Source organism: Streptomyces sp. CB02009, assembly GCF_001905825.1.
Classification (GTDB): domain Bacteria; phylum Actinomycetota; class Actinomycetes; order Streptomycetales; family Streptomycetaceae; genus Streptomyces.
In genome coordinates this window covers 658,802-670,823 of sequence record NZ_LIVV01000005.1, presented here as the reverse complement: position 1 = coordinate 670,823, position 12,022 = coordinate 658,802, and the positions used below count along the sequence as shown (strand labels likewise).

General features: G+C 73.4%; 11 protein-coding genes. 6 read left to right on the top strand and 5 right to left on the bottom strand.

Annotated features, from left to right (window positions below):
- The first annotated feature begins 6 nt into the window (after positions 1-6).
- Positions 7-1,344 (top strand): MFS transporter, encoded by a 1,338-nt coding sequence (locus tag AMK27_RS22655; protein ID WP_073911313.1) that lies wholly within the window; start codon positions 7-9, stop codon positions 1,342-1,344.
- Between the two features lie 175 nt (positions 1,345-1,519).
- Here the strand turns inward: AMK27_RS22655 and AMK27_RS22650 are convergent, their stop codons facing one another.
- Positions 1,520-2,026, bottom strand: coding sequence for a GNAT family N-acetyltransferase (locus tag AMK27_RS22650; protein WP_073911310.1), 507 nt, complete (start codon positions 2,024-2,026; stop codon positions 1,520-1,522).
- A gap of 33 nt (positions 2,027-2,059) precedes the next feature.
- On the opposite strand from AMK27_RS22650, the gene thpR reads away from it, so the two are divergent.
- Together thpR and AMK27_RS22640 are read left to right on the top strand one after the other, a co-directional pair.
- Positions 2,060-2,644 carry an RNA 2',3'-cyclic phosphodiesterase gene (gene thpR / locus AMK27_RS22645; RefSeq protein ID WP_073911307.1) on the top strand — a complete coding sequence of 195 codons (585 nt, stop codon included), beginning with the start codon at positions 2,060-2,062 and terminating at the stop codon, positions 2,642-2,644.
- A gap of 163 nt (positions 2,645-2,807) precedes the next feature.
- Complete coding sequence (locus tag AMK27_RS22640; RefSeq protein ID WP_073911304.1) at positions 2,808-3,797, top strand: aldo/keto reductase; 990 nt, start codon at positions 2,808-2,810, stop codon at positions 3,795-3,797.
- 58 nt (positions 3,798-3,855) lie between these two features.
- On the opposite strand, the gene AMK27_RS22635 is transcribed toward AMK27_RS22640, so the two are convergent.
- Positions 3,856-4,410 carry a MarR family winged helix-turn-helix transcriptional regulator gene (locus tag AMK27_RS22635; protein WP_073911301.1) on the bottom strand — a complete coding sequence of 185 codons (555 nt, stop codon included), beginning with the start codon at positions 4,408-4,410 and terminating at the stop codon, positions 3,856-3,858.
- Positions 4,411-4,471: 61 nt separating this feature from the next.
- On the opposite strand from AMK27_RS22635, the gene AMK27_RS22630 reads away from it, so the two are divergent.
- The gene (locus AMK27_RS22630) at positions 4,472-4,873 is read left to right on the top strand and encodes a carboxymuconolactone decarboxylase family protein (RefSeq protein ID WP_241847589.1); all 402 of its coding nucleotides are present in this window, start codon (positions 4,472-4,474) and stop codon (positions 4,871-4,873) included.
- A gap of 12 nt (positions 4,874-4,885) precedes the next feature.
- Here the strand turns inward: AMK27_RS22630 and AMK27_RS22625 are convergent, their stop codons facing one another.
- Together AMK27_RS22625 and AMK27_RS22620 are read right to left on the bottom strand one after the other, a co-directional pair.
- A complete protein-coding gene (locus tag AMK27_RS22625) occupies positions 4,886-5,566 on the bottom strand; it encodes a GDSL-type esterase/lipase family protein (protein ID WP_073911908.1) in 681 nt (226 codons plus the stop codon).
- 158 nt (positions 5,567-5,724) lie between these two features.
- Complete coding sequence (locus AMK27_RS22620) at positions 5,725-6,573, bottom strand: alpha/beta fold hydrolase (RefSeq protein ID WP_073911295.1); 849 nt, start codon at positions 6,571-6,573, stop codon at positions 5,725-5,727.
- Positions 6,574-6,766: 193 nt separating this feature from the next.
- On the opposite strand from AMK27_RS22620, the gene AMK27_RS22615 reads away from it, so the two are divergent.
- Positions 6,767-7,762: a hypothetical protein gene (locus AMK27_RS22615; protein ID WP_073911291.1), complete on the top strand. Its 996-nt coding sequence runs from the start codon at positions 6,767-6,769 to the stop codon at positions 7,760-7,762.
- A gap of 71 nt (positions 7,763-7,833) precedes the next feature.
- Here AMK27_RS22615 and serC read toward each other — a convergent pair whose 3' ends face one another.
- Positions 7,834-8,952 (bottom strand): phosphoserine transaminase, encoded by a 1,119-nt coding sequence (serC, locus tag AMK27_RS22610; protein ID WP_073911288.1) that lies wholly within the window; start codon positions 8,950-8,952, stop codon positions 7,834-7,836.
- Between the two features lie 51 nt (positions 8,953-9,003).
- On the opposite strand from serC, the gene AMK27_RS22605 reads away from it, so the two are divergent.
- The gene (locus AMK27_RS22605; RefSeq protein WP_073911285.1) at positions 9,004-11,802 is read left to right on the top strand and encodes an FAD-binding and (Fe-S)-binding domain-containing protein; all 2,799 of its coding nucleotides are present in this window, start codon (positions 9,004-9,006) and stop codon (positions 11,800-11,802) included.
- Positions 11,803-12,022: the final 220 nt, after the last annotated feature.

The window sequence follows — 12,022 nt, the reverse complement described above, 5'->3', positions numbered from 1 at the left end:
CGCACTTTGAGTACGGGACCCGGAGCAGACTCCGCACCCGTCCACAAACCCACCCTCGACACCCGCGGGCGGGGGGAAACCTTCTCCTCGCTCAGGATCCGCAACTACCGGCTGTTCTTCACCGGCGCGATCGTCTCCAACACCGGTACCTGGATGGCCCGCATCACCCAGGACTGGCTGGTCCTGAGCCTCACCGGCTCGGCCGCCGCCGTCGGTATCACCACGGCCCTGCAGTTCCTGCCGATGCTGCTCTTCGGCCTCTACGGCGGAGTGATCGCCGACCGCTACCCGAAGCGGCGCCTGCTGCTCGTCAGTCAGGCAGCCCTCGGCCTCTGCGGCATCGCGCTCGCCGTCCTCACCCTCTCCGGCAACATCCAGGTCTGGCACGTCTACCTGATCGCCTTCCTCCTCGGCATGGTGACCGTCGTCGACAACCCGGCCCGGCAGGCCTTCGTCTCCGAGATGGTCGGCCCCGACCAGCTGCGCAACGCGGTCTCCCTGAACTCGGCCAACTTCCAGTCCGCGCGGCTCGTCGGCCCCGCCGTCGCCGGTGTCCTCATCGCCGGAGTCGGCAGCGGCTGGGCCTTCCTCCTCAACGGCCTGTTCTTCCTCGCGCCCCTCACGAGCCTCCTGCTCATGCGGCCGGGCGAGCTCCACAAGGTGGAGCGCGCCCCGCGCGGCAAGGGCCAGCTGCGGGAGGGCCTGCGCTACGTGGCCGCGCGACCGGACCTGATCTGGCCGATCGTCCTCGTCGGCTTCGTCGGCACCTTCGGGTTCAACTTCCCGATCTGGCTCACCGCCTTCTCCGGCGACGTCTTCCACGTCGGCGCCGGCGCGTACGGCTTCCTCAACACCCTCATGGCGGCCGGCTCCCTCGTGGGCGCACTCGCGGCGGCCCGGCGCGGCTCGACCCGGCTGCGGATGCTGGTGATCGCGGCGGCGGTCTTCGGCGTCCTGGAGATCGCGGCGGCCCTGTCGCCGGCGTTCTGGCTGTTCGCGCTGCTGCTCGTCCCGATCGGGATGATCGGCCTCACGGTCAACATCACCGCGAACTCGGCCGTCCAGATGGCGACGGACCCGGCCATGCGGGGCCGGGTGATGAGCCTCTACATGATGGTCTTCGCCGGCGGTACGCCGATCGGCGCGCCTCTCCTCGGCTGGGTCACCGACACGTACGGCGCCCGGGTCGGCTTCGCGACGGGCGGCGCGATCTCGCTGGCTGCGGCGGTCGTGGTGGGCCTGGTCCTGGCCCGGGTGGGCGGCCTGAGGGTCGCCTGGGCCTGGCGCCACGGGCACCCGCAGGTGCGCTTCGTGGCGCGGGAACGGCTGGCGACGGCGGCCTGAGGTCCCGGGATTCCGGGGCGGGGGCGGAGGCACTGCCTCCGCGCCCCGCCCGCCGTCGATCCGGTGACCGGCCTGATCTACGCCGTGCAGGGCACCATCTGACCGCGTCCACCGGAGCGGCGGTCTCACGCCCGCCGGAGCGGCGGGTCCTCGCGCCCACCGGAGCGGCGGGTCCTCAGGCCCGTCGCTCCAGTACCTGGCCCGCCCAGTCGCCGACCAGGAACGTCTCCGTAGGGGTGAAGCCCTGGCCCTCGTAGTACGCGACCAGTCGGCCCTCGCTGCCCGCGAAGCAGTCCACCCGCAGCAGCGACACCCCCTGCCGCCGTGTCTCCTCCGCCGCGTGGGCGAGCAGCGCCGCGCCCACCCCGTGGCCGTGGAACCGCGCGTCGGTCGCGAGGAGCCGTACGTACACCTCGGGCTCGTCCGCCGGCGCGATGTGCTGCCCGGGGAACGGGGTCAGCGTCATCGTCCCCGCCGGTACGCCGTCGATCTCGGCGATCCACGGATCACCCGCGGCCATCGTGTCCTCGACCTGCTTCACCGCCTTGGGCCGGCCGGAGAACGGCTCGGTGCCCCACTGTGCGGTGATCCCCTTGCCGTTGAGCCACACCACTGCGCTGTCGAGGATGCCGAGTATCGCGGGGAGGTCCTCCGCCCCGCCCTTCCTGAGGGAGATCTTCATGCCGCAGAGGCTAACCGCTGCCACACTCGCCTCATGAGGCTCTTCGCCGCCGTCCTCCCGCCGTCCGAGCGGCTCGACGAGCTCGGGCACGTCGTCGACCGGCTCCACCGGCTGCCCGGGGCCGACGGGCTCCGCTGGACCTCGCGCCCCGGCTGGCACCTCACGCTCGCGTTCATGGGGGAGGTCGGCGAGGAGCTGCTGCCCGAGCTGCGCGTCCGGCTCGCCCGCGCCGCGCACCGCACCCCTCCCTTCCCGCTGCGGCTCCACGGCGGCGGGCACTTCGGGCGGCGCGCCCTCTGGGCCGGGGTCGCCGGGGACCTGGACGAGCTGCGGCTGCTCGCCGAGCGCGCCGACGCGGCCGCGCGGCGGGCCGGGGTCGCGATGGACGAGCACCGCCGCTACCAGGCGCATCTGACGGTCGCCCGCGCGCGGGGGGAGGCGGTGGACCTGCATCCGTTCCTGGACGGGATGAGGGCCTTCGAGGGGGCCCGCTGGGAGGTGGGCGAGCTGGCCCTGGTCCGGTCGAACCTGCCGGTGAGCGGGGTGCGGGGCGAGCAGCCCCGGTACGAGCAGGTCGGCGGCTGGCCCCTTGCGGGGTCGGCGGGGCAGCCGGGTTAACCTCGAAGGGTGGACCCTAAGACCCGTAACCGCATCATGGCCGGCGCTCTCGTACTGATGTTCGCGATCATCGCGGTGGCATCGGTGGTCGGCCAGTAGTCCCTCCCCACCCCGTGGGAACCCTCTTGCTTCGAGCGCACTCCAAGCAGTTGGCTTGGCGTCCATGGAGTACACGCAGCTCGGACGCACCGGACTCAAGGTCAGCCGACTCGTCCTCGGGACGATGAACTTCGGACCCCAGACGGACGAAGCCACCAGCCACGCCATCATGGACGCGGCGCTGGACACGGGGCTCAACTTCTTCGACACCGCCAACGTCTACGGCTGGGGTGAGAACAAGGGCCGGACCGAGGAGATCCTCGGTTCCTGGTTCGCGAAGGGCGACGGCCGTCGCGACCGCACGGTCCTCGCCACCAAGGTGTACGGGAACATGGGCGCCGACGGCGAGGCCTGGCCCAACCACGACAAGCTCTCGGCGGTGAACATCCGCCGCGCGGTCGAGGCCAGCCTCAAGCGCCTCGGCACGGACTACATCGACCTCTACCAGTTCCACCACATCGACCGCTCGACCCCCTTCGAGGAGATCTGGCAGGCGGTCGACGTCCTCATCCAGCAGGGCAAGATCCTCTACGCCGGTTCCTCCAACTTCCCCGGCTACAAGATCGCCCAGGCCAACGAGACCGCCGCCCGGCGCGGCTCGGTCGGCCTCGTCAGCGAGCAGTGCCTGTACAACCTCTTCGAGCGGCGCGCGGAGATGGAGGTCATCCCGGCCGCGCAGGAGTACGGCCTCGGGGTCATCCCCTGGTCGCCGCTGCACGGCGGTCTGCTCGGCGGCGTCCTCAAGAAGGAGGCCGAGGGCAAGCGCCGTACGGAGGGCCGCGCGGCCGCCACCCTCGCCGACCCGGCGTCCCGCGCGCAGCTCCAGGCCTACGAGGACCTGCTCGACAAGCACGGCCTGGAGCCGGGCGAGACGGCCCTCGCGTGGCTGCTCACCCGGCCGGGGGTGACGGGCCCGATCGTCGGTCCGCGGACGCCCGAGCAGCTGGCGAGCGCGCTGCGCGCCCTGGAGCTGGAGCTGAGCGAGGAGGTCCTGGCGGCTCTCGACGAGATCTTCCCGGGCCCGGGGCCGTCGCCGGAGGCCTTCGCCTGGTGATCCCTCCCGACCGGTCGTGCCGGCCTCGTGCCGACCGGTCGCTCCGGCCTCGTGCCGGTCAGGGAGCGCCCAGCCAGCTGGTGGCGTCCAGCCGGAACGCCGTCTCCGCGGGGACGACGTTCCGCAGGGCCGCCTCCAGGTCCCGGACGCGGTCCGCGCCGAGGGTCGCCGCCCACTCCGCCCGCAGTTCGTCGAAGATCGCGGCGGAGCGGGCGAGGGCCGCGTACCCCCGCGGGGTGAGGTGGACGAGTTTGCGGCGGGCGTCGGCGGGGTCGTCGGCGCGCTCGGCGTAGCCGAGGGCGAGGAGCCGGTCGACGGTCTTGCCGGCGGCCTGCTTGGAGACGCCGAGGCGGCGTCCGATCTCGCTGGCGGTGGCGCCCCGCGCGCCGATGGCCTGCATGGCGAAGCCGTGGGCGGGGCGCAGGTCGGGGTGGCCCTCGGTGGCGAGCCGGGCGTGGAGGCGGTCGATGAGGGTGCGGAAGCCGCCGAAGAGGAGCAGGGGGAGTTCGTAGCCCCTGCCGCCGCCCTCGGGGGCGCGTTCTCCGTCGCCGCTTTCCCCCTTGCCGTTATCGACAACCTGGTTTACGTTTTCCTTCGCCACATGGTCAACCATGTTGTCGATTCTACTCCTGTCGTCCGCCCCGAGTCTGGAGACGCCTGCCTTGTCCCTCGACATGTCCACCCGTACCGCCCGTGCCGTCGCCCTCCTCAAGGAGTCGCCCGAGACCCTCGACGGCTTCCTGAAGCTCAGTCAGATCTTCGAGTCCACCACCCTCGACCCGCACTCCCGCGAGACGGTCGTCCTGACCGTCGCCGAACGCAACCAGTGCCACCTCTGCGTCGACATGCACGAGGCGAAGATGGCCGCCCTCGGGCCCGCGCCCGACGCCGAACGCCTCGCCGCCGTCCGCCTGTTCACCCTTCGAGTGCTGGCCTCCGCGGGGGCGGTGAGCGACGAGGAGCTGGCCGCCTTCGAGGCCGCGGGACACACCCGCCGCAACGCCCTCGAGGTCGTCCTCGGCATCGGCGCGTACACACTGTCGACCTTCGCGAACCGCCTCACCCGGGCCGCCTGAGAACCGGCCGGCCTACCCGGCGTACGGGCCGCCCAGCCCCCACGCCTGGTGCATCGCGCCGGCGAAGGCGGCCGCCAGCTTGTGCTCGCCCGAGGGCCCCGGGTGGGTGCCGTCGTAGGTGTCCGCGTCGAGGTCGTACGACTCCGGGACCGACGCCAGGAGGAGGGGCGAGGCCGCCGTGTCCAGGTCGGCGACCGCCTTCGCGAGCAGCTCGTTGAAGCGGGCGCACTCGACGGCGAAGGGTGCGTCGTACCCGGCGCGCACATTGGGGATGACCGGCAGGAGGACGGCCCGCACGCGCGGGTTCGCGGCCCGGGCCGCGGCGACGAACGCCCGGACGTTCTCCTCCGTCTGCTCGCTGTTGGTGTAGAAACCGAGGTCGATCAGGCCGAGCGAGATCAGCAGCACGTCCGCCCCGGTCGCCGCGACCGTGCCGCCGATCACGGGCGCCATGTGCAGCCAGCCCTCGCCCCAGCCGGCCAGATGGCGCCGGGCGGGGGCGGGGAAGGCCGGGTCGGCGTACGTCTCCGAGGCCGGGGCGTCGGTGGCGGGGTCGTACAGCGCGGTGCGGGGGCCGACGATCTCGTACCCGCCGGGCAGCGTGGACTCCAGGTGCCGCCACATGCGGTACCGCCAGGTCCAGTCGCCGGCGCGTCCGATGGTCATGCTGTCGCCGACGAACAGAAAACGCATGGTCATATCATCGCGGACGGCGTCCCGGGCCTGCGACGTGATCCGGGACACGAGGCCCGCGGGGAGCCGGGCCATCGGCCCATCAGGGCGGGCCGCCCACCGCGGGAACACCCGCCGCCGCGGGCCGCCCACCGCGGCGACACCCGTCGCCGCGACGCCTACCGCAGGAAGTCGCCGACCGCCCCCGCGAACCGCTCCGCGTCGTCGTGCCACGGGAAGTGCCCCGCCCCGTCCAGGACGACGAACTCCGCCTTCGGGAACAGCTCCGCGTACGCGGACGCCGTCGGGACCGGGGTGTTCACGTCCCCCTCCCCGGCCACGACGAGCACCGGCCGCGCGAACTCCGCGAACACCGCGCGCGTCGCCTCCGGGTCGAACGCCCCCTCGCCCGCGAAGACACCCGCGCCCTCACGGCTCCGCTGCCCCTCCCCGGCGGCGTGCCGCTCCCGCGCGGCCCCGTCCCAGGTCCCGTGGAAGAACGGCGCCACGGCCTGGAAGCTCTCGCCCGTCCCACGCCCCGCCGTGACCTCCTCAAGAGCCGCGTACGCCGGGCCGAACCACGGCTCGTCCCGCCGCAGCCGCGCCGCCGCGAGCCGCTCCTCCGGCGCCGTGTCGAGCCCGACGGCCGCCGTGCCCGGGGTGACGAGCACGAGCCGGCCGACCCGCTCGGCGTACCGGGTCACGTACAGGGCGGCCAGGTTCGCGCCCGCCGAGTGCCCGAGGACGTCGACGGTGTCGAGCCCGAGGTGCGCGCGCAGCGCCTCCACGTCGTCGACGAGCCGGTCGCAGCGGTACGAGGAGGAGTCGTCCGGCACGGCCGACGCGCCCGTCCCCCGGAGGTCGAGCCGGATCAGCTGCCGGTGCGCGGTCAGCCCGCCGAGGTCGCCGAGATACGCGGAGTCCTGGAGCGGACCGCCGGGGAGGCAGAGGAGCGGGGCGCCGGTGCCGGACACATGGAAGGCGAGAGTCGTGCCGTCGGGCGCGGAGAAGGTCTGGGGGGTGGGCATGGGCGCGACCCTCGCAGCGGCCGAGGAGCAGGTCAAGCGGGTTTCGCCCGGGGCGGGCGAGGGCTCCCGGGGCGGCCGGCGATCTTGCCGACCGGTGCCGGCGGCCTTCCCGAGCAGCGGCTGCGGTCTTCCCGACCAGTCCGGCGATCTTGCCGACCGGTGCCGGCCGCCGCGTCGTGGCAGGCTGGGGGACATGCGATCTGCTCTGTGCGCCCTCGGCGCGGCGGCGGCCCTGGTGCTGCTCCCGGCCGGTCATGCCCGTGCCGAAGGACAGGAGCCTGACCGGGACTTCACCATCGAGGACTCCCGCGTCACCGAGTCCAGCGGCCTCGCCGCGAGCCGGGCCCACCCCGGGATCTACTGGACGCACAACGACCAGGACGCCCCCCTGATCTACGGCATCGACTCCCGCACGGGGAAGACGGTCGCGACCCTGACCATGCAGGGCGTCGGCACCCCCCGCGACATGGAGGCGATCGCGGTCGGCCCGGACGGCGACATCTACGTCGGGGACATCGGCGACAACCTCGACGGCTCCTGGGACCACGTCTGGGTCTACCGCTTCCCCGAGCCGAAGGTCCTCGAGGACCAGAAGGTGGCGGCGAAGCAGTACGTCGTGAAGTACGCCGACGGCGCGCGCAACGCCGAGGCGCTGATGGTCCACCCGAAGACCGGCCGGGTGTACATCGCCAGCAAGAACGAGGACGGCGGCGGCCTGTACGCGGGCCCCGAGCGGCTCTCCTCGTCCGGTACGAACGTCTTCCGGCGCATCGGCGAGGTCCCGTGGGTCACCGACGGCGCGTTCTCGCCGGACGGCGACCGGCTGGTCCTGCGCGGCTACCTCATGGCCCGCGAGTACGTGTGGAAGGACGGCCGGCTCGGCGACGAGGGCACGTCGATCGGGGCCCCGTTCCAGGGCCAGGCGGAGTCGGTGACGTACACGCCGGACGGCTCGGCGTTCATGCTCGGCTCCGAGGGGCAGCGGAGCCGGGTGGTGCGGCTGGACCGGCAGGACGCAGGACGCTCCCCGGAGAAGCCGGGCGGCACCCCGGACACCCCGGGCTCCCCGCAGACGCCGCAGTCCCCGGCCGCCGACGGCGGCCAGGGGAACGCCACGCTCGGCTTCCTGGTCCTCGGCGGCGCGTTCGTTCTCGTCTTCGGCATCAAACGACTGCTGCGGCGCGGCTGAGCCGCGGACATGCCGAAGGGCCCGGCACCGGAGACATCCGGTGCCGGGCCCTTCGCACGTACGACAGACGGTTACAGCTTCTCGATGACGTAGTCGATGCAGGCCGTCAGGGCGCGCACGTCCGCCGGGTCGATCGCCGGGAACATCGCGACGCGCAGCTGGTTGCGGCCCAGCTTGCGGTACGGCTCCGTGTCGACGATGCCGTTCGCGCGCAGCGCCTTCGCGACCGCCGCCGCGTCGATGTCGTCCGCGAAGTCGATCGTGCCGATGACCTGCGAGCGCTTCGCCGCGTCCGCGACGAACGGCGTCGCGTACTTCGACTCCTCGGCCCAGCCGTACAGCGCGTCCGAGGACTCCTTCGTCCGGGCCACGGCCCAGTCCAGACCGCCCTGGCCGTTGATCCACTTCAGCTGCTCGTTGAGCAGGAAGAGGGTCGAGAGCGCCGGGGTGTTGTACGTCTGGTTCTTCAGCGAGTTGTCGATCGCCGTCGGCAGCGAGAAGAACTCCGGGATGTGCCGGCCGGACTCGTGGATCTTCTTCGCGCGCTCCAGGGCCGCCGGGGAGAACGCGGCGAGCCACAGGCCGCCCTCGGCGGCGAAGGACTTCTGCGGGGCGAAGTAGTAGACGTCGGTCTCGGTGATGTCGACCGGGAGACCGCCCGCGCCGGAGGTCGCGTCGACCAGGACCAGCGCGCCCTCGTCGGCGCCCGCGACCCGCTTCAGCGGGGCGGCGACACCGGTGGAGGTCTCGTTGTGCGTGTACGCGTAGACGTCCACGCCCGCCTCGGCCACCGGCTCCGGGTGGGTGCCCGGGTCGGAGGAGATCACGGTCGGCTCGGCCAGCCACGGGGCCAGCTTGGCGGCCTTCGCGAACTTGGAGGAGAACTCGCCGAAGGTGAGGTGCTGCGACTTCTGCTCGATGAGCCCGTGGGTCGCGACGTCCCAGAAGGCGGTGGAGCCGCCGTTGCCCAGGATCACCTCGTAGCCCTCGGGGAGCGAGAAGAGGTCACGGATGCCGGAACGTACCTCGCCGACCAGGTTCTTCACCGGAGCCTGGCGGTGGGACGTGCCGAGGAGAGAGGTGCCGGTGGCGGCCAGGGCGTCCAGCGCCTCCGTACGCACCTTGGAGGGGCCCGCGCCGAAACGGCCGTCGGCGGGCTTGATGTCAGCGGGAATCTGGATATCAGCCACGAGGCGGAGAGTATCGGGTCGGGAAGGGGCCGGTCGCCGGATGTCCGCCCGATGAGACGAGCTCTGAGACATCCTGGGCTTGTGGGAACACACGAGGAACACCCGCCCGGCCTCGCGGCCGCGCTGCGCGCCGCGGTCGCGGGAGAGGTCGACTTCTCCGCCACCGCCCGGGCACTGACGACCATGGACTCCTCCAACTACCGCCGGATCCCGGCCGGTACGGTCGCGCCGCGCGACGCCGACGACCTCGCGGCCGTCCTGGAGGTGTGCCGGGACCACGGCACGACCCCGGTCGTCGCGCGGGGCGCCGGGACCTCGATCGGCGGCCAGGCGACCGGCACCGGCGTCGTGCTCGACCTCACACGGCACATGGGCGGGATCGTCTCCCTGGACCCCGAGGCGCGGACGGCCGTGGTCCGGCCCGGGCTCGTCCTCGACCGGCTGCGGGCGGCGGCCCGCCCGTACGGACTGACCTTCGGCCCCGATCCGTCCACGCACAGCCGCTGCACCCTCGGCGGCATGATCGGCAACAACGCGTGCGGGGCGCACTCGGTCGCCTGGGGGACCACGGCGGACAACGTGCGCTCGCTCGACGTGATGACCTACGGAGGCGCGAGGTTGACGCTGGGGCGGGACGGGCGCGGCGCCCCCGCCGGACTCCTCGACCTCGTCGACCGCCGCCTCGCCCTCCTGCGCACCGGCTATCCGGCCGGTCTGCCGCGCCGCATCTCCGGGTACGCGCTGGACGCGCTGCTGCCGGAACGGGGCGTGGACGTGGCCCGCTCGTTCTGCGGCAGCGAGGGGACGCTGGGCGTGGTGACGGAGGCGACGGTGGCGCTCGTCCCGCTGCCGGCCGAGCCGGTGCTCGTGGTGCTCGGGTACGCGGACGAGAGCGCGGCGGCGGAGGCGGCGGCGGGGCTCCTGCCGTTCGGGCCGCTGACCGTCGAGGGGATGGCGGCCGACCTCGTCCGGGGCGCCGCCGGGCTGCCCCGCGGTGCGGCGTGGCTGTTCTGCGAGACGGACGGGGAGGGAGCCGCCCGGAAGCTGGTCAGGGCGGCCGACGCGATCGACTCCGTCGTGGTGACCGACCCGGTGGGACAGCGGGCGCTGTGGCGGATCCGCGAGGACGCGGCGGGCACCGCGACCAGGACCCCCGGTGGCGGGGAGGCCTGGCCGGGATGGGAGGACTGCGCGGTGCCGCCGGCGAGGCTCGGCGCGTACCTCCGTGAATTCCGTGCGCTGCTCGTGGACTTCGGCCTGCGGGGAGTGCCGTACGGGCACTTCGGTGACGGCTGCGTCCACGTCCGGATCGACTTCGACCTGTGGACGGAGAAGGGGGTACGGGACTTCCGACGGTTCTCCGAGGCGGTGGCCGACCTCGTGGTCGCCCACGGCGGCTCGCTCTCCGGGGAGCACGGGGACGGGCAGGCGCGGGCCGAGCTGCTGCCGCGGATGTACGGGGAGGAGCTCGTCGCCCTGTTCGGCGCGGTCAAGGACGTGTGGGACCCGGACGGCGGCCTCAACCCGGGGATGCTGGTCCGCCCGCGCCCGCTCGACGAGGGCCTGCGGTTCACGGGGCTGCCGCTGGTGGGCCTCGGCAGGGAGGCGGCCAGATGCGTGGGCGTGGCCAAGTGCCGCGTGGACGGACCGAGTTCGGGTCCTGGAGTGATGTGCCCCTCGTACCGGGCGACGGGGGAGGAGAAGCACTCGACGCGCGGGCGGGCGCGGCTGCTCCACGAGATGGCGCTCGGCGAGGTGATCACGGACGGCTGGCGCTCGGAGGAGGTCCGGGAGGCGCTGGATCTGTGCCTGTCGTGCAAGGGGTGCCGCAGCGACTGCCCGGTGGGCGTCGACATGGCCGCGTACAAGGCGGAGTTCCTCGACCGGCACTACGCGGGACCGCTGGGCTTCCTGCGGAGGCCGCGCTCGCACTGGACGATGGGCAGGCTGCCGCACTGGCTGGACGTGTTCGGGCGGGGCCTGAACGCCGGGATGAGACTGCCGTTCGCGGCGCGCCTCGCCGGGGTGACGCCGGAACGGGCGATGCCGAGGGTGGCGGCGAGGTCGTTCACGTCGTGGTTCGCCGAGCGGAGCTCGACCCGCCCGCCGGACGTGACGCTGTGGCCAGACACGTTCACGGACCACCTGGCACCGGAGGTGGGCCGGGCGGCGGTCCGCGTCCTGGAGGACGCGGGGCTCGGGGTGGAGCTGCCGCCGGGGAGGGTCTGCTGCGGGCTGACGTATGTGTCGACGGGGCAGCTGGGGGCGGCGCGCAGGGTGATGCGGCGGACGCTGGACGTGATGGCGGGGGGAGACAAGATGGCGGAGGGCGCCGCCGACCCCCTGAACCCCGTCGTGGTCCTGGAACCCTCCTGCGCGGCGACACTCCGCACCGACCTGCCGGAACTGCTGCCGGACGACCCGAGGGCGGCCCGCCTGGCGGCGTCGGTACGGACGTTCGCGGAGGCCCTGGAGACGCTGGCGCCGCACTGGCGGCCACCGCGCCTGGACCGCCCGGTGACGGGCCAGACCCACTGCCACCAGCACGCGGTCCTCGGCGACGCGGCCGACCGCCGCCTGCGCGAACGCGCGGGCCTGACGGGCGACCTCGTGGGCGGCTGCTGCGGCCTGGCGGGCAACTTCGGCTTCGAGCCGGGCCACTACGAGGTCTCGGTGACGTGCGCGGAGGACCAGCTCCTGCCGGCCCTGAGAGCGGCACCCCCGGAGGCGACGGTCCTGGCGGACGGCTTCTCGTGCAGGACGCAGATGACGGACCTGGCGGGGGTGAGGGGCCGGCACCTGGCGGAGGTGCTGGCGGAGGGGGTGGACGAGGGGGAGGCGGGGCTTTGAGGTCCTGGGGGTGAGCGTGCCTGGTGGGCTTCTGGTGCGGCCGCCCTCTTTCCGAGTGTGGCGGCCTCCGCCACCGCGTCAAGGGCGCTCCCTGCGGTCGCGTCGCTGCGCGATGGGCTGCGCCCACCCTTGACCCGGCGGCGGAGGCCGCCTTTTCACACTCGGAGGGCGGCCGAGGGCCGGGGCCGCGCGGATGCCGGGTAGTGGCCGCCGACGGCGG